The following is a 17,368-nucleotide window of genomic DNA, read 5'->3' on the forward strand; positions in this document are numbered from 1 at the left end:
GGGCGGACCCGAGAGGGAGTGGAGGGAGAGGGGAGTCGGCGTCAGGAGCGCATGGCGACACCACGCCGCCAGTAGCCCATGAACGCCACCTGGGAGCGGTCGAGCCCGACCTCGTTGACGAGGTGACGGCGCAGCGACGTCACGACACCGCTCTCGCCGGCGATCCAGGCGTAGAGCCCGTCCCGTCGCGGCCCCGGCGCCGCGGCCGCGGGGGCGGCATCGGACTCGTCGTCGAGCGGCAGGCTGGGCGTGTCCCAGAAGACGAGGCCTCCGGCGGCGTCGTACTCCTCGACGGTGGCGTCACGACCCGAGGTCCCGAGATGGTCGAGTACGGCGGGCAACAGCCTCTCACCCAGGGCGGACTCGCCGCGGGCGAGCCAGGTGGTGCGCACGCCGGCGGGCGCCGACAGGGCGAGGATGTCGTCCTGGCTCGGCACCTCGAGGAACACCGCTCCCTGCGTATCGGCGGGCACGTCCGCGAGGATCCGGGAGATGGCCGGGACGGCGGTCTCGTCGCCCACGAGCAGCAGCTCGTCGGCCGAGCCGGGCTCGAACTCGATGCCGCCGAACGGGTTGCCCCGCCGTGGCCCGACCACGATGAGCTGGTCACCGGGCGCGGCCGTGGCCGCCCACGACGACGCGGGGCCGGTGTGTCCGGGCTTCAGGTGGAGGACCAGGTCCACGACGAGCCGGGTCTCCTCCTCCTCGCCGCGCAGATCGCGAACGCTGTAGGTCCGCATCGACCCGCGCTCCGCAGGCGGCAGGGCGTGCCAGTCGTCGAACCAGTCGCCCGGCGTCTCCACCGGGGGCAGCGCGCCGTCGGCCGACGGGAAGACCAGCTTGACCCGCTGGTCGAACCACGGACCGTCGACGCCGAGGTCCGCGAGCTCGGGCGCGGCGAGCTCGATGCGCGCGAAGGCGGGGGACAGGCGCTCGGCTCGCGTCACCGTGGCGCGGGCGACGACGTACGGGAGTGACATGAGTCCTCTATTGGTTAGGCAAGGCTTGCCTGAACAATAGAGATGATGTCTGATTTGGTCAACTGACCCGCAAGTCGACGAGATAAACTATCGAGAATCCGTCACTTCTCGTAGGCGACCATGCGCGGCGTCCTGCCCGTGATCCGCCGGAAGGCGCTGACGAAGGCGCTCGGGGTGGCATAGCCGACGAGGTCCGCGACCGTGGCCACCGGCAGTCCGTCGCGCACCATCGCGGTCGCCGCCAGGATCCGGAGGTGCGACCGCCAGTCACTGAAGGTCATGCCCGTCTCCGCGAGGAAGATCCTCAGCAGCGTCCTCGGGCTGCATCCGACCTCGGCGGCGAGCTCGTCCGCGCCGCGCGGCTCGCGGGGGTCGGCTCGCAGCAGGTCGGCGACGGCGCGCCCCCTCCGGTCGACGGGCAACGGCAGCTCCAGGTCGTCGGCCTCCAGCGGCGCCAGCACGTCGATAAGCACGGCCGTAGCACGCTCCCATGCCGGACCGCTCACGTCACCCCCCTCGAGGTAGTCCATGAGGTGGAGCGCGAGCGGGGTCAGGGCGACCACGGTCGGCGCCGACCACGCCACCGGCGAGGCATCGGTCTCGACGTAGAGGCCGCCCAGCCGCGAGGGGCGCATCGCGACGGCGTCGTGCACCATGCCCGCCGGGATCCACAGCGCGACACTCGGCGGCAGGACCCAGCACCGGTTCTCGACCTCGAGCGTGAGCGACCCCGAGGCCGCCCAGGTCAGGAGGTGCTTGGGATGGGTGTGCGGCTCGAAGCGCTCACCCGCGGCGACGTCGAACCACTCGACATCGAGTGGGCCTTCGGCCTGGTCAGGCACCGTCGCCGGTGTGGACGACGTCCCGGCTGGCGCCGCGGCGCGTGCGGGTCACGACCCTCGGCGGAGGGGTCGGCTCGGCGACGGCGGCCACGGGGACGTCCGTGGCGCTCACCTCGAGCACAGCGGCCTCGCCGGTGGAGATCACGGCGGTGCTGGCACCCCGGCGGCCACGGGTGCGGGTGACCACTTTCGGCGCCTCGGGCTCGGCCGCCGGCTCCTCCTCGGTCACGGCGTCGGCCGCGACCTCGGGCTCAACGGGCTCGGCCACGTCGACCGCGTCGGCGGGCTCGGCCACGTCGGCGGGCTCGGCCACGTCGACCACCTCGACCGCCTCGGCCACGTCGACCGGCTCGGCGATCACGACCTCGTCGACCGGCTCGTGGCGCGGCAGGGCGGCGATGTCCTTCGGCGACGGTACGGCGGGCTGAGGCGTCTCGGGCGCGGCGCTCTCCTCGCCCCCACGGCCACGCCCGCCACGACGGCGACGGTTGCGCGGCGTCTCGTCGGGCTCGACCTGCGGGGCGCCGGAGGTGGCGACCGGGTGGTCGTGGACGACGATGCCACGACCCTGGCAGTGGCTGCAGTTCTCGCTGAACGCCTCGACCAGACCGGTGCCGATCCGCTTGCGGGTCATCTGCACCAGGCCGAGCGAGGTGACCTCGGCGACCTGGTGGCGGGTCCGGTCGCGGCCCAGGCACTCGACCAACCGGCGCAGGACGAGGTCGCGGTTGGACTCCAGGACCATGTCGATGAAGTCGACGACGATGATGCCGCCGATGTCGCGCAGCCGGAGCTGGCGGACGATCTCCTCCGCGGCCTCGAGGTTGTTCTTGGTGACCGTCTCTTCGAGGTTGCCCCCGGAGCCGGTGAACTTGCCGGTGTTGACGTCGACGACCGTCATCGCCTCGGTGCGGTCGATGATGAGCGAGCCGCCCGAGGGCAGCCAGACCTTGCGGTCCAGGCCCTTGGCGATCTGCTCGTCGACGCGGTAGACGCTGAACAGGTCGGGGGTGCCGTCGCCCGCCTCGTGCTTCTCGAGACGCTCGGCGAGGTCGGGGGCGACATGGTCGACGTAGGACTTCACGGTCTCCCACGCGTCGTCGCCCTGGACGACCAGCTTGCTGAAGTCCTCGGTGAAGAGGTCGCGGACGACCTTGAGGGTCAGGTCGGGCTCGCCGTAGAGCAGCTGCGGGGCGCTGCCCTTCGACTTGGACTCGATGTCCTCCCAGCGAGCCTTGAGCCGCTCGACGTCCCGGGTGAGCTCCTCCTCCGAGGCACCCTCGGCCGCCGTACGCACGATGACGCCGGCCGACTCGGGGACGATCTCCTTGAGGAGGGTCTTGAGGCGGTTGCGCTCGGTGTCGGGGAGCTTGCGGGAGATGCCGGAGGTGGTGCCGTCGGGCACGTAGACGAGGAAGCGGCCCGCGAGGGAGATCTGGGAGGTCAGGCGGGCGCCCTTGTGGCCGACCGGGTCCTTGGTGACCTGGACGAGGACGGTCTGGCCGCTGGAGAGGACGGACTCGATCTTGCGCGGCTGGCCGTCCTTGTGGCCGAGCGCGGACCAGTTGACCTCGCCGGCATAGAGCACCGCGTTGCGGCCCTTGCCGATGTCGACGAAGGCGGCCTCCATGCTCGGCAGCACGTTCTGGACGCGGCCGAGGTAGATGTTGCCGATCAGCGACGTCTGGGACTCGCGCGCGACGTAGTGCTCCACGAGCACCTTGTCCTCGAGCACGCCGATCTGGGTGAGGTCCTGGCGCTGGCGGACGACCATGACGCGGTCGACCGACTCGCGGCGGGCGAGGAACTCGGCCTCGGAGACGATGGGGGCGCGGCGGCGGCCGGCCTCGCGGCCCTCGCGGCGGCGCTGCTTCTTGGCCTCGAGCCGGGTCGAGCCCGACACGGCGGTGATCTGCTGCTCGAGCGGGCGCGACTCGCGGACCCTGACGACGGTGCTGACGCCATCGGCGTCGTCGTCGCCCGCGCCCTCTCCCGCACGACGGCGGCGCCGGCGGCGCCGGGACGAGCCGCCCTCGCCGCTGTCGTCGGCCGCGGCGTCCTCGGACGCCTCGTCGTCGCTCCCGGCCTCCCCGATGTCACCGGCGTCGTCGACGTCGTCACCGGAGGCGTCTCCGTCGGCCGCCTCGGCGTTGCCGTTGCCGCCCGACTTGCGCCGCCGGCGGCCGCCTCGGCGGCGACGACGGCGGGCCGGGGTGCTGCCCTCCTCGGCATCCTCGTCGGAGTCGTCGTCGGTGTCCTCGGCGTCGGTGTCCTCGGCGCCCGTGTCAGCGTCGGCCGCGTCGGTGTCGGCGGCGTCCTCGGCGACCTCGATCAGCTCGGCGGCGGCGCTCTCGTCCTCGGCGGCCGCCGCGGTGAGGGCCTCGGCCTCGTCGGCGGTCTCCTCCTCCGGCTCGGCGGCGGGTTCGGAGGCCGGGGCGGCCTTCTTCGCCGTACGGCGGCGCGGGGCCGTGGCCTTCTCGGGGGCCTGGAACAGGGCGGCCGGGGCGGCTGACGCCTCCGGCTGCTCGGCCTCGGCCGGTGCCTCGGCGACCGGCGCGGCGGCCGCCTTCTTCGCGGGCTTCTTCGCGGCGGTCTTCTTGGCGGCCGCCTTCTTCGCGGCGGCCTTCTTCGCACCGGCCTTCTTCGCCGGCTTCTCGGCCGGGTCGGGCGTCGACACGTCGCCGTCGAGCGGGAGCGCAGCATCCCCCTCGGCGGCGGACCGGGGAGCCGGCGTACTCGCCTTCGCGGCGGTCTTCTTGGCCGGCGCGCGCTTGGCGGCGGCCTTCTTCGCCGGGGCCTTCTTCGCGGGCGCGGCGGCGGGCTCGACGGTGGACAGGGTGGAATCGACGATCAGGTCGTCAGCCATAGGTGGATCTCCTCGGAGAGCGCCCGCGGGCGCGAAGTCTGTCAGGGCAACGACGCGTCCTGCGCGCTCGCATCAGAGGCGGTGTCACCCTCCACCTGCCGCGGTCGTCGGCCTGTCACTGGCAGCCCCTGTCACCGGCTGCCGGCCGCGTCGCGTCTGGCGACGGACGTGTCGTCCCTGTGTCGTCTCGCTGCCTGCCGAAGCAGGCCCGGGACGACGGATGAGTCGTCGGGTCTCACTGGACCTGGAACTCAGCGGGTGACTGGAAGCCACCCTGCCGTCGTTCGAAGCGTCGTTCGACCGTCGTCAGTATCGCACACGAGTGGTGTTCACCCGGAGTCAACGCGGTATTCGGTGTCAGGCGAGCGGATCGCCGACGGTGGCCGTCGCCTCGTCGAAGGGTCCCTGGGCCAGGCGCGTGAGGAGCGGCAGGCCCCCGTGTTCCGCACCCGTCGCCAGGCCGAAACCGGCCATCCCGGCGAGCACGTCGTCGGGGCGTACGGCGGGGGTCCCATGCCTCAGCAGGAGGTGCACGACCGCCCCCTCCCCCTTCGGCGCGGCCGATGCGGAGAGCTCGACGACGGCGGCACGGGCGTCGAAGGAGCGCAGGCCCTTCTTGGTCATCCGCTCCACGGTCACCTCGCCGGCCGCCAGGAAGCCCTCGACCGCGGCAGCCACCTCCGCGAGCGGCCGCGGCACCTCGATCAGCCACGTCGAGGCCTGCAGCAGGTCGGCCAGCGAACCGCCGGGCGAGACGGCGACCTGCTCGAGATCGAGCCCGTCGGGCAGCGCCGAGGCGAGCGTCGCGAGCACGGCGTCCGGGTCGACGACCTGGGCGAGCCCGATCTCGACGTACTCGGCCTCGCTGGCCGCCCCCGTCGGCGCCGCCCCGGCGTAGGAGATCCGCGGGTGCGGGTTGAAGCCCGAGGAGTAGGCCATCGGCACCCTCGAGCGCATCAGGGCCCGCTCGAACGCCCGCGAGAAGTCCCGGTGCGAGGTGAACCGCAGCCGCCCACGCTTCGCGTAGCGCAGTCGCAGGCGCTGGACCGGCGGTGCCTGCTGTTCGGGGAGCTCACGTGCCACCGGGAGAGCCTAGAGGACGTCTCCTTCGCCCTCCTCCCCCGCGTCTGGGAGCCCAAGACGAAAGCAGCACCACAGCGGCGAGCGCCGCGAGCACGAGCACGACACCCGCCAGCGCCGCCGCTACCGGGGGATCCACCCGCCGATAGGGACTGCCGCCCGCGGGATCCCAGTAGACGACGGCGGAGTAACACCACTGAGCGATCGCCAGAAACACCCCCACGGCGATGGAGCGCATCGCGAGGACCATCACTGGCAGCACCGCGAGCATCAGGGTCCAGGCATAGCTGCCTTGATGCGGGATGGCGTTTCCGACACTGAAGAAGGTCAGCGACCACACCACCATGCAGACAAGGCAGCCCACGATGACCGCGCCGATCTGTCGAGCCTCGGGCGTCGCCCTTACCGGCCGGGTCCGGCGCACCGCGCACAGCCCGCTTCGGAGCACGACCACGGCGACCACGAGCACCAAGGCGAGAAGCCCGAGGCCCAGCGATCCAGCCGTGCTGAAGAAGTCCCGCGATCGAAGGGCCTCCCGGGTGAGCATCCCGCCGGGACGCCACCAGAAGAGGTCGGGATCGAACAGCTGATCCACGTTGGCGCGCCGTACCGACAGCACCTGACCCAAGCTCATCTGCGAGTACTGATCACGAATCGCCTGTACGACCGAACGCGGGTCGACCTGCTGTACGCCCGCGAAGTGATACTTGAGGAGCCGTCCCGTGGCGGGGTCTGCCCAATGCCCGTAGGCCCACCAGGGCGCATAGAGGAGCGCTGAGCCCAATCCCGCGACCACTACCCCCCGCGCCGACGCGCGTAGTCCGGCGCGTCGGACCGCGAGTACACCGAGACCGACGAGGAGCGGCAGCAGGAACGCCGCTCCGCCGTGGCTGAGATAGCCGCACAGCGACAGCCCTGCGGCGACGGCGAAGGTGGGAACGACGGACGGACCTCGTCCGAGATTGAAGGCGCAGATCATGGTGACGGACGCCACCAGGAAGCCGGCACTCATCATCTTCGGCCAGGTGAAGGCGGTCTCCACCACGGAGGTCGGGAGAGCGAGCGCGACGAGCACCACGACCACCGTGACACGCGTCCTCGCTCCGAAGGTGCGGGTCATCGCCCACACGGCCGGGATCCAGATGGTCTGAGCGGCGACGCTCGCGCCGAGCCCGAATCCGAGCGCTCCCGGAGCGTCGATCGGCACGCTCGATCCCTGTCCCCACCGCGAGGCAAGGCCTTGGCTCATCAGGATCATCCCGGACTGGAGCGGAGGCCGATCGCTGCCGTTCCAGTCGCCGGTGAACATCGTGGTGGAGATGCCGTGGCGAAGGTCGAAGGCGAACAGATACTGCAGGTAGTTGTCGATCGGGAGAGAGAGATATCGCTGCGCCGCACCCTGAAAGTTCACCGCCTCCGTGCCGCCGTACAGGATGGAGAAGAGTGCGAGAACGCTCCCGCCGGCGACCCACGCGAGCACTGGTCCCGCGAAGAGGACGGCCGACAGCCGGCGGGGCCCCGCCGCCAGCACCACCAGCGCTCCGACCAGGAGTATCCACGGCAGCCACTCGGCCGCCGTGCCGGACCACCAGCAGAGCGCCCACGACAACTGGGCGACGAGGCCGAGGCCCAGGAGCCCGAAGCAGATGGCGACGGCGGGCGCATCCTGCCACCATCGCCTCGTGAGTCGGGCGGCCGCGAGCGTCACCAGCACCGAGAAGGCCAGCGTCACCGCAAAGCCTGCCAGGAAGTCCACGAGCCGTCCTCCTTCCCTCGGTGACCGCGCGCCGGACGTTACACTGCGCGCCATGTTCCGGAGTGAGCCCGATCATCGTGGTACCGCCGATGAGGAGCTCCCGACCGGCATCCGGATCGCGGCCATCGTCCCATGCCACAACGAGGTCATCGCGGTCGGGAAGGTGGTCGCCGACCTTCGTGCCGCCGTCCCCAACATGGACATCTACGTCTACGACAACAACAGCACCGACGGCACCGACGAGGCGGCGCGCCGGGCCGGCGCCGAGGTCCGGTACGAGCGGACCAAGGGCAAGGGCAACGTGATCCGACGGGCGTTCGCCGATCTGGACGCCGACGTCTACCTGATGATCGACGGCGACGACACCTACGATGCCTTCGCCGCGCCGGGGATGATCACTGCGCTGCTCGAGGGCCCGTACGACCACATCCTCGGCGTACGACGGGAGGTCAGCCACGGCGCCTACCGCCCGGGCCACGCCGCAGGGAACCGAGCGTTCAACCTTGTCGTCGCCCGGATCTTCGGGATCCAGGTCGGCGACATGCTCAGCGGTTATCGCGTCTTCAGTCGCCGGTTCGTGAAGTCGTTCCCGGCCGTCTCCCGCGAGTTCGAGATCGAGACCGAGCTGACGGTGCACGCGGCGACGCTCCGCGTCCCCCAGGCCGAGGTCGCCGTGGACTTCACCGACAGGCCCGCCGGCGCCGAGAGCAAGCTGCGGACGTACCACGATGGCTTCAAGATCCTCCGCCTCATCCTGCATCTGACCCGGTTCGAGCGTCCCGTCTTCTTCCACACCGTGATCGCCGTGCTGACGGCGCTGCTCGGCTTCGGCCTCGGCGTTCCGGTCGTCGCCGACTTCGTGCGGACCGGCGAGGTGCCGCGCCTGCCTCTCGCGGTCCTCGCCACGGGAATCGAGCTGATCGCCGTGATGACGTTCTTCCTCGGGATGACCCTCGGAGCGCTGAAGCGGACCGAGGACGAGAACATGCGCCTGGTCTACCTCTCGATGAACGCGCCGCCCGCACCTCGCGGTGAGGCGACGAGCAGGCACGAGCGGTTCTCGTAGATCCATGCCGTCGGTCCGTCAGGTGCTCGGTGGCGGCCGGGCCATCGTCGCTGTGCCCGTGCTGGTGTATCTGATCCTGTGCGCGGGAGGGATCACGACATCGAACATCGGCGCGCTCTACGCGACCACACCCGCCGATGTCCCGCACCAGATCGGCGCCGCCCAGGCCGTCCGTGCCGACGAGTTCATGACGGAGTCGCCGATCAGTCTCGGTTGGATCGCGACGGGCGGGCACGGCATCGACAACCCGCTGAGCGTCCCGCCGAACTTCTTCTCCCAGCTCCCCATTGGCCCGGTCTCCTCGATCGTCTTCTTCGACGGCACGCTGGCCAAGCTGGCGACTCCGCTGCCCGACAGCGTCGTCTTCGCGGCACGGTGGTGGCTCCCGACGCTGCTGTTGATCATCGGCCTCCCGCTCTGGTTCCGGCAGATCAGCGGGCGATCGAGATGGGGATACCTCGCCTCGGCGCTCATCCTCCTCTCACCCTCGAACGTGTGGTGGTCCGGCAGGCCGGTGAACACGCTCGGCTTCATGTTCGCCGCTGCCGCTCTGATGATCGCTGCGTATCACGCGCTGTCCGCCGGCCGCCGTTGGCCCGGAGCGGGCGCCATCCTGGCCGCGGCCGTCCTGATCGCACGGTTCCCGTCCTACTACCAGCCGTTCGCGATCATCCTCGGCTTCCCGGTACTGGTCTCGACCTGCCTCTACATCCTCCTCCAGCGCGACCGGGCCGCACCTCGGTGGACGGCTGTCGGGATGACGGGGGCGCTCAGCGGGGCACTGGTCGCCGGAACCATGGCCGAGAACCTCGACGCGATCCGCGCGGGGCTGCACACCGTCTACCCCGGCCAGCGGATCTCCACGGCGCTTCAGCTGCCCTTCGGCAAGGTCTTCGGCGCCCCGGTGCTTGCCTCCCTGGAATCGATCCAGAGCACACTGGCACCGAACACGAACGCCACCGAGGCGAGTTCCTCCTTCGTCATCCTGCTGCCGATCGCCGCGCTGTTGATGGTCCCGTCACTCCTCCCGTTGAGATCGGTCGCCCTGCGGGGGATCCTCCGCCCGGAACAGGCCGTGGTGGCGGTCTGGTTCACCGCCGCCGTCCTGTGGCTTGCCTGGTGCACCCTCGGCCTCGGCCCGATGACCGGCCACATCCCGCTGCTCAACCTCGTGCCGGCGCTACGAGCCGCCAACGACGCGGGGTTCCTCGCCATCGTGACCTTCTGCCTGGCGCTACCCCGGGTGCCGTCCGGGGCACGTGTTCTTGCGGCGGTCGCGGCCGCACTCACCCTGATCGCGACGGCCATCGCCGGTTGGTCGTGGCAGCACACCGGCATGCCCGGCCTGACCCACGAGGCAATCGCGGTCGCCTCGGTGATCGCCGCGAGCGTCGTCGGCGCCATCGTGATGTGGCCGGGCCGCCCGGTGCCCCTTCTCCTCGCGCTGGCCGCGCTCCTTGCGCTGAGCGGCCGCGCCAATCCGGTCATCGCGGGCCTCGGCGACCTCCGCAGCTCTCCCGCGGCGGCGCGGTTGATGGCCGAGGGCGCGGCCGCGCGCTCGGACGACACGCTGTGGGCGAGCGACTCCCCGTACGTCGACGCCCTCATGTTCGCCACGGCCACCCCGTCCCTCTCCGGGCGCCAGCAGATCGGCCCCGACCAGCGGGCCTGGACCGTCCTCGACCCGGATCGGACACACGAAGACGTGTGGAATCGAGGTGGCACCTACATCCGGTTCCAGTGGAACAGCGACACGTCGATCACCTGGTCGAACCCCACGATCGACCAGATCGTGATGGCGACGTCGCCGTGTGCGCTCGCCGAGCGCGAACCCCGCCTCACGCATATCCTCTCGACCACGCGATTGAATGATCCCTGCCTGACACCCGCGTTCAGGATGCGGTGGCAGGGTCAGCGGTTCTGGGCCTACACGGTGGACGCCTCGCTCAGGGAGCCCTCCGGAAGCTGAAGAACCGGTGGGCGACGAGAGAGAACCCGAAGACCAGCACCGTGGCGACGAGCTGCGCGGGCCACGGCTCGAGACGGCCCACTTCGACAAGGAGGGGCAGTACGACGGTATTGAACGCCACTCCTGTCGAAGCGACCGACGCGTACCTGACGAAGCTGCCCGCCTCAGCGTCACGCACGCCGAACGCGAGGTGTCCGTTGAGGAAGTAACCCGTGACGATGCCGATGGCACTCGCCACCAGGATCGCTCCGACGTAGCCGATTCTCGCTCCCCACGCGGCATAGGCTCCCCGATAGAGCGCCAGGGTGATCAGGGTGTTCAGCCCACCCGTCATTCCGTAGGCCACCGCCTGTCTGACCAGCGAGGGGTGGGCCTGAGGAGCTCTCGGAACGCCGCGCATGACCACTAGCGAACGAACTCCCCCGTGCCGCCGCGGGACGCCTCGCGACGACGCCGCAACTCTCGCGGCGACGGTGGCATGTCCGGGTAGTCAGGCGAGTAGGGATCGCGGCCCGGAACCCCCCATCGCTGGCGGACCAGGCGCACCTCCCACGGCAGCACTTTCGCCTCGCGGGTCTTCGACTCGAAGTGGAAGAGCTCGCAGTGAGCGACGTAGAGGATCCGGTAGCCCCGGGACGTGATCTTGTAGCAGAAGTCGACGTCGTTGAAGTTTCCGGGCAACTGCTCACTCAGCCCGCCGATCTCGAAGTACGTCTCGCGCCGGATGCCGGTGCACGCCCCGGTCACGCCGCTGACCTCGCGGTTGATGAGGTTCATGAACCGGTGGCCCGGCGTCGACGCGGCGTGCAGGCGGTAGGGGTGCTCCCACTGACCGTTGACCCACGCGAGGCCGACGTGCTGGATCGTCGAGTCCTCGAAGTAGAGCTTTCCGCCGGTCGCGCCGACGTCCGGCTCGTCCAACGGCGCCAGGAGCTCCTGCGTCCAGCCGGGCGAGCGGAACTCGACGTCGTCGTTGAGGAGGACCAGGCGCTCGCCGCTGGACGCCAGCACGCCGGCGTTCATCTTGCGGCTGTAGTTGAAGGGCTCGGCGAACCTCACGAGCACCAGCCGATCACCGGCGACTGCCTTGAGTTGGTCGAGCACGTCCGTGGGGGTCTCGGCGTCGTAGACGACGACGACCTCGATCGTGGGGTGATGGGCCATCTCCAGCGCGGAGCGCACCGCGTCGACGACCATCACCCGCCGCCGGCCCCAGACCATCGCCGACGACCCGCGGGTGGGGATGACGATGCTCACGGTCCTCTCAGGGGCGAGGACCCGCTCGATCCGGTACCGGCCGGGGCCTTCGGTGATGGCCCGGCCGCGGATGCCCACACGATCGAGGTGGTCCTGGACCGCGCGCCGTCCGGCGTCCAGCGCGTAGGGCTTCGCCTCGGCGTTGCCGGCGGCGGAAGCCTCGTGGATGCGCCAGTGGTAGAGGACTCGAGGGATGTGCACGATCCGCCGGGCCCGCTCGGTGACGCGCAGGACGAGGTCGTGGTCCTGAGAGCCGTCGAACCCGGGCCGGAAGGCTCCTACCTCACGGACGACGTCGGCACGCAGCACGGATAGATGGCAGCAGTAGTTCTGCGCGCGGAGCCGCTCGGGCGACCAGTCCGGCTTGACGAACGGGTCAACGGGCCCGCCGTCGTAGAGCGTCTCGTCGGAGTAGATGTAGTCCACGTCATCGTGGGCAGCGATGACCTTCGCGTTGGCCGCCAGCGCCCCGTGCACGAGTACGTCGTCGTGGTCGAGCAGCACGATGAACGCGCCGCGCGAGGCGGCGACGGCGTCGTTGGACGCGGCCACGATGTGGCCGTTCTCGCTGCGCTCGATCAGCCGGATGCGCGGGTCCGCCGCGGCGTAGGAGCGCAGCGTCGCGAGCACCTCGGGATTCGGTGAGCAGTCGTCGACGAGGATCAGCTCCCAGTCGTCGTACGTCTGGGCGAGGACCGACTCGACGGTCTCCCTCAGGAACTCGACCGGCGGGTCATAGACGGGCGTGACGATCGAGAAGAGGGGCGACTCACCGCTCATCGTCGCATCCCGCCGAGGCCGGTGATGGCCCGGCCGACCTTCCAGGTGGTCGAGGCACGCAGCGCCTCGGCGTCCTTCTCCAGGCCCTGCAACCTCGCACGCAGCTTCGCGGCCCGCGCACGGACCGCGCGCAGCCGGGCTCGCACCTCTTCGAGCTCGCGCTCCTGCCGGGCGATCGTCGCTTCGAGGCCGAGGAGGTGGTCGGTGGCGGTCAGATCGGCGTGAACCGCGGCAAGGCGCGCGTCCTCGAGGGGTGACACGGACCGGGTCGACTTCGCCAGCTCGCCCAGCCGGCGGTTGGCCTCGAGAAGAGCCTGCCGCTTGTCGACGACTTCCCGATTGAGCGGCGCGAGCTGGGTCTCGTAGCGCTCGACGACCACCCGAGGGGAGAGATCGGCTCGCTCGAAGAGGATCGCCCACGGGGTCAGAAAGTTGGTGTCGGCGTCGGTCCGGCGGAAGTAGCCCCGCTCGGCGAACCAGGCAGCCCACTGCGCGGTGGGGTGCACGTTGACGTGCGTCGACTCCTCGAAGTCGCTGGGGGTAGAGCTGAAGAGGATCCGGTTGCTCGCCGCGCACATGCTGTCGATCGCGCGCTGCGCGTCCTCCGGCGACATGTGTTCCAGCACCTCGACGCAGGTGATCAGGTCGAACCGGCCCTCGATCGGCTCGGTCGCCGACTGCACGAACAGTCGGTCGCGGACCTCCGGGTGGGCGGCCGCGACGGCGTAGTCGGAGATGTCGGAGCCCCGCGCGTCCACGCCCTGCTCCGCCAGCGCCTGGACCAGCATGCCCTTCGCGCAACCCACGTCGAGAACGGTGGCCGGCGAGAGCAGGCCCACGATCCGCTGCGCGACGCCTCGGAAGAACGACCTCCAGTGGTCGGAGGACCAGTCGTAGTCGCCGTGGTGACCGAGGTGTGTGTCGTTGTAGTAGCTGTCGTCGTAGTCGGACGAGCCAGTGGTCACGTTCGGCGCCGATACGTTCTCGGAGGTCATGCGTCGGTCCGTCTTCGTTCTCGGGAGCGGGGACTGAGGAACCCTACTTGATGCGGGCACGCAACCTGCCGCGCGCACGTCGTACGCACCGGCGCCACGTCGGCTCAGCCTGGAGCCGGGCCACCTTCGCCCGCAGCCGGCGCGCCTTGGCCCGTAGGGCGGCGATGCGGACGTCCTTCGCCTCGATCTGGCTCTCCAACCGCGCAATGCGCTGCTCGAGGAGCTCCCGTTCGTCCTCCAGCCAGCCCGGCAACCCCGTCTGGCGCACGTGGGGCGCCGCACCGAGGCCGCGCGCCCGTCGCCGGAGGACAGCTCGGAACTCGACCGTGTGAGGAAGCTCTCGCAGGTCGACGACGTCCCATTCGGACAGCCCGAGCGCCGCCCACTCGTCGAGGAGATCGCGCAGCGCCCGCGGTGAGAAGGTCCAGACGTGGGTGTCGACGTACTCCCCCGTGTTGCCGAGCTCGACCATCTCCCATGCCTTGACGCGGTCGTACATGGCGGCCTCCACTCCGGGCATCGGCGCACCCTCCCAGAGTGCGTGGGGGTCGACCTGCACCGCAGCGCTGAAGAAGTCATAGAGCGCACGCGTGCCCGGACGGGTGTCGCCCCGCTCGAAGGCCTCGATCGCCTGCCCGCTGGTCGTGGGGGGACGGTGGCGGTCGAAGCAGTAGCGACGGTCGGGCACGACGAGCAGGAGTCGTCCTGCGTCGGTCGTGATCCCGGCGATCTGCTGCAACCAGCCGATCACGTCCGGGACGTGCTCGATGACGTGCGAGGCAACCACCCAGTCGTACGGCGCGCCCGGGCCGGCCGCCTCCCCGAGGGTCCGGACCCGGCCGTCGACGATGATCGGATAGTCGATCTCCGGGATCATCTCGAGTAGAACGTTCCCGTCGTCCTGGTAGTGCTCGCGGATGCCCCGGGTGTCGAAGACGTCGACGTAGCGCACGTCCGATGCCGGACGCTCGGCGAAGGGAGAGTCGAGGGGTCCGATCTCGAGCCCGCGGCCGACGCCGAAGTCGTGGACGTCGGCGAACATCTGCCGACGCTGTGCGAGATGGGCGGCGTGTGCCTCGACTCCCAGCTCCCTCCGGTTCCGCGGCCCGACATCCTCGGTCATGCTCCGACCCTACGGGTTCGAGGGCTCCGACAGCGCCGACGCCTCAGACGACCGAGAGGGGCAGCAGCTTCTGGCCGGTCGGGCCGATCTGGATCTCGGTGCCCATCTCGGGGCAGACGCCGCAGTCGTAGCAGGGGGTCCAGCGGCAGTCCTCGATCTCGATGTCCTCGCCGTCGGCGGCGGCGAGGGCGTCCTCCCAGTCGCCCCACAGCCAGTCCTTGTCGAGACCGGAGTCGAGGTGGTCCCACGGGAGCACCTCGTCGTAGCCGCGCTCGCGGGTGGTGAACCAGTCGACGTCGACGCCGGTGCCCTCGAGACCGCGTGCGGCGGCGGCCATCCAGCGGTCGTAGGAGAAGTGCTCGCTCCAGCCGTCGAAGCGGCCGCCGTCGCGCCACACCTCCTCGATGATCCCGCCGACGCGGCGGTCGCCGCGCGACAGCAGTCCCTCGACGATCCCGGGCTTGCCGTCGTGGTAGCGGAAGCCGATCGCCCGCCCGAACCTCTTGTCCGCCCGTACGACGTCGCGCAGCTGCTGGAGCCGGGCGTCCGTGGTCTCGTGGTCCAGCTGCGACGCCCACTGGAACGGCGTGTGCGGCTTGGGCACGAAGCCGCCGATGGAGACGGTGCAGCGGATGTCGTTGCGCCCCGACACCTCCCGGCCGGTGGCGATCACCCGCTTGGCCAGGTCGGCGATGGCGAGCACGTCCTCGTCGGTCTCGGTCGGGAGACCGCACATGAAGTAGAGCTTCACCTGCCGCCAGCCGTGGGAGTAGGCCGCCGCGACGGTGCGGATGAGGTCGTCCTCGGTGACCATCTTGTTGATCACCTTGCGCATCCGCTCGCTGCCGCCCTCGGGCGCGAAGGTGAGGCCGGAGCGGCGGCCGTTGCGGGAGAACTCGTTGGCCAGCGTGATGTTGAAGGCGTCCACACGGGTCGAGGGCAGCGACAGGGAGACGTTGGAGCCCTCGTAGCGGTCGGCGAGGCCGGTGGCGAGGTCGCCGATCTCGGTGTGGTCGGCGCTCGACAGCGAGAGCAGGCCGACCTCCTCAAAGCCCGACCTCGTCAGGCCGTTCTCGACCATGTCGCCGATCGTGTTGATCGAACGCTCCCGCACCGGCCGGGTGATCATCCCGGCCTGGCAGAAGCGGCAGCCGCGGGTGCAGCCGCGGAAGATCTCGACGGAGAAGCGCTCGTGGACGGTCTCGGCGAGCGGCACCAGCGGCTTGGCGGGGTAGGGCCAGGCGTCGAGGTCCATGAGGGTGTGCTTGCGCACCCGCCACGGAGCATCGGGGTGGTTGGGCACGACCGCCTCGATCGAGCCGGCGCCGTCGTACGTCACGTCGTAGAAGCGCGGGACGTAGACGTTGCCCGAGACGGCGAGCCGGCGCAGCACCTCCACGCGACCGCCCGGGCGACCCTCGGCCTTCCACTCCCGGACGACCTCCGTGATCGCGAGCACGGCCTCCTCGCCGTCGCCGAGGACGGCGGCGTCAAGGAAGTCGGCGATCGGCTCGGGGTTGAACGCGGCGTGGCCGCCGGCGAGCACGATCGGGTCGTCGATCCCGCGGTCGACGGCGTGCAGCGGGATGCCCGCGAGGTCGAGCGCGGTGAGCATGTTCGTGTAGCCCAGCTCGGTCGAGAAGGAGAGCCCCAGCAGGTCGAAGTCGCGGACGCTGCGGTGGGCGTCGACGGTGAACTGCGGGATGCCGTTCTCCCGCATGATCGCCTCGAGGTCGGGCCACACCGAGTAGGTCCGCTCGGCGAGCACGCCGTCGCGCTCGTTGAGGATCTCATAGAGGATCGCGACGCCCTGGTTGGGCAGGCCGACCTCGTAGGCGTCGGGATACATCAGCGCCCACCGGACGGTGGAGTCGTCGGTGCCCCAGTCCTTGACCGTCGAGTTCAGCTCGCCGCCGACGTACTGGATCGGCTTGGAGACGCGCCCGAGGTGCGGCTCGAGGCGGGGGAAGACGGACTCTCCGGACATGCTCCCGAGTCTAAGTTGCGCGTACGGCGGCAGCCGAACCGTCAGTGGAGCGCACCGACGCCGACGCGGGTCGTGGCGTAGGTGAAGAGCTCCTGTCGGTCGTCGGCGAGCCGGGCGTGGACGCCCTGCACCAGGCCGATGGCCAGCAGGCCCGCGAACATCGAGCTGCCGCCGTACGAGAGGAAGGGCAGGGGGACGCCGGTGACGGGCATGATGCCGAGGCACATACCGATGTTCTGGAAGGCCTGGAAGCCGAACCAGCAGGCGATGCCCGCGGCGGCGACGCGCCCGAACGTGTCCTCGGCGCGGCGGGCGATCCGCAGGATCCGCCAGAGCACGACGCCGAGCAGGGCGATGATCGCGGCGGCCCCGACGAGGCCGAGCTCCTCCCCCGCGACGGTGAAGATGAAGTCGGTGTGCTGCTCGGGCACGAAGCCCGCGCGGGTCTGGGTGCCGTTGAAGAGGCCCTGCCCGAAGAGGCCGCCGTTGCCGATCGCGATCCGGGCCTGCTCGGTGTTGTAGCCGGCTCCCTGGGGGTCGAGCGCCGGGTTCGTGAACGCGAGGAACCGGTCGACCTGGTAGGCCTTGAGCACGCCGCCCGCCACCGCGGCGACGGCGCCGGCGACGCCGAGGCCGCCGAGCAGGACGAGCCAGCGCAGCGGCGCGC

13 protein-coding genes are annotated in these 17,368 nt (G+C 70.5%); 2 read left to right on the plus strand and 11 right to left on the minus strand.

The window, feature by feature from the left end; translation table 11 throughout:
* Nucleotides 1-41 precede the first annotated feature (41 nt).
* The 5 genes from QM572_RS02845 to QM572_RS02865 all read right to left on the minus strand — a co-directional run bounded on the left by QM572_RS02845 (nucleotide 42) and on the right by QM572_RS02865 (nucleotide 7,524).
* Nucleotides 42-980: a siderophore-interacting protein gene (locus QM572_RS02845; RefSeq protein ID WP_415089815.1), complete on the minus strand. Its 939-nt coding sequence runs from the start codon at nucleotides 978-980 to the stop codon at nucleotides 42-44.
* A gap of 101 nt (nucleotides 981-1,081) precedes the next feature.
* A complete protein-coding gene (locus QM572_RS02850; RefSeq protein WP_415089818.1) occupies nucleotides 1,082-1,822 on the minus strand; it encodes a helix-turn-helix domain-containing protein in 741 nt (246 codons plus the stop codon).
* On the minus strand, nucleotides 1,815-4,688 hold the full coding sequence (locus QM572_RS02855) for an Rne/Rng family ribonuclease (protein WP_415089821.1): 2,874 nt from the start codon (nucleotides 4,686-4,688) through the stop codon (nucleotides 1,815-1,817). Before QM572_RS02855 ends, QM572_RS02850 begins: the two co-directional genes overlap by 8 nt.
* Nucleotides 4,689-5,045: 357 nt before the next feature.
* Nucleotides 5,046-5,771 (minus strand): TIGR03936 family radical SAM-associated protein, encoded by a 726-nt coding sequence (locus QM572_RS02860; RefSeq protein ID WP_415089823.1) that lies wholly within the window; start codon nucleotides 5,769-5,771, stop codon nucleotides 5,046-5,048.
* On the minus strand, nucleotides 5,761-7,524 hold the full coding sequence (locus QM572_RS02865) for a hypothetical protein (protein WP_415089825.1): 1,764 nt from the start codon (nucleotides 7,522-7,524) through the stop codon (nucleotides 5,761-5,763). Before QM572_RS02865 ends, QM572_RS02860 begins: the two co-directional genes overlap by 11 nt.
* A gap of 52 nt (nucleotides 7,525-7,576) precedes the next feature.
* On the opposite strand from QM572_RS02865, the gene QM572_RS02870 reads away from it, so the two are divergent.
* Both QM572_RS02870 and QM572_RS02875 read left to right on the plus strand, forming a co-directional pair.
* Nucleotides 7,577-8,590: a glycosyltransferase family 2 protein gene (locus QM572_RS02870; RefSeq protein WP_415089827.1), complete on the plus strand. Its 1,014-nt coding sequence runs from the start codon at nucleotides 7,577-7,579 to the stop codon at nucleotides 8,588-8,590.
* Nucleotides 8,591-8,594: 4 nt separating this feature from the next.
* Entirely contained in the window at nucleotides 8,595-10,559 is a 1,965-nt protein-coding gene (locus QM572_RS02875) for a hypothetical protein (RefSeq protein ID WP_415089830.1), read from the plus strand.
* Here the strand turns inward: QM572_RS02875 and QM572_RS02880 are convergent.
* From QM572_RS02880 to rodA, 6 genes are all read right to left on the minus strand, one after another.
* Nucleotides 10,537-10,959 (minus strand): GtrA family protein, encoded by a 423-nt coding sequence (locus tag QM572_RS02880; RefSeq protein ID WP_415089832.1) that lies wholly within the window; start codon nucleotides 10,957-10,959, stop codon nucleotides 10,537-10,539. The genes QM572_RS02875 and QM572_RS02880 overlap by 23 nt on opposite strands.
* 5 nt (nucleotides 10,960-10,964) lie before the next feature.
* Nucleotides 10,965-12,596: a glycosyltransferase family 2 protein gene (locus QM572_RS02885; protein WP_415089834.1), complete on the minus strand. Its 1,632-nt coding sequence runs from the start codon at nucleotides 12,594-12,596 to the stop codon at nucleotides 10,965-10,967.
* Nucleotides 12,593-13,591: a class I SAM-dependent methyltransferase gene (locus tag QM572_RS02890; RefSeq protein ID WP_415089836.1), complete on the minus strand. Its 999-nt coding sequence runs from the start codon at nucleotides 13,589-13,591 to the stop codon at nucleotides 12,593-12,595. Before QM572_RS02890 ends, QM572_RS02885 begins: the two co-directional genes overlap by 4 nt.
* Nucleotides 13,592-13,634: 43 nt before the next feature.
* Nucleotides 13,635-14,714: a methyltransferase domain-containing protein gene (locus QM572_RS02895; protein ID WP_415089838.1), complete on the minus strand. Its 1,080-nt coding sequence runs from the start codon at nucleotides 14,712-14,714 to the stop codon at nucleotides 13,635-13,637.
* 43 nt (nucleotides 14,715-14,757) lie between these two features.
* Complete coding sequence (locus QM572_RS02900; RefSeq protein ID WP_415089840.1) at nucleotides 14,758-16,701, minus strand: TIGR03960 family B12-binding radical SAM protein; 1,944 nt, start codon at nucleotides 16,699-16,701, stop codon at nucleotides 14,758-14,760.
* 41 nt (nucleotides 16,702-16,742) lie between these two features.
* The coding region (gene rodA / locus QM572_RS02905) for a rod shape-determining protein RodA (RefSeq protein WP_415089842.1) at nucleotides 16,743-17,368 on the minus strand (626 nt) is incomplete at its 5' end.

Source organism: Nocardioides sp. (genome assembly GCF_047607365.1).
Lineage (GTDB): Bacteria > Actinomycetota > Actinomycetes > Propionibacteriales > Nocardioidaceae > Nocardioides.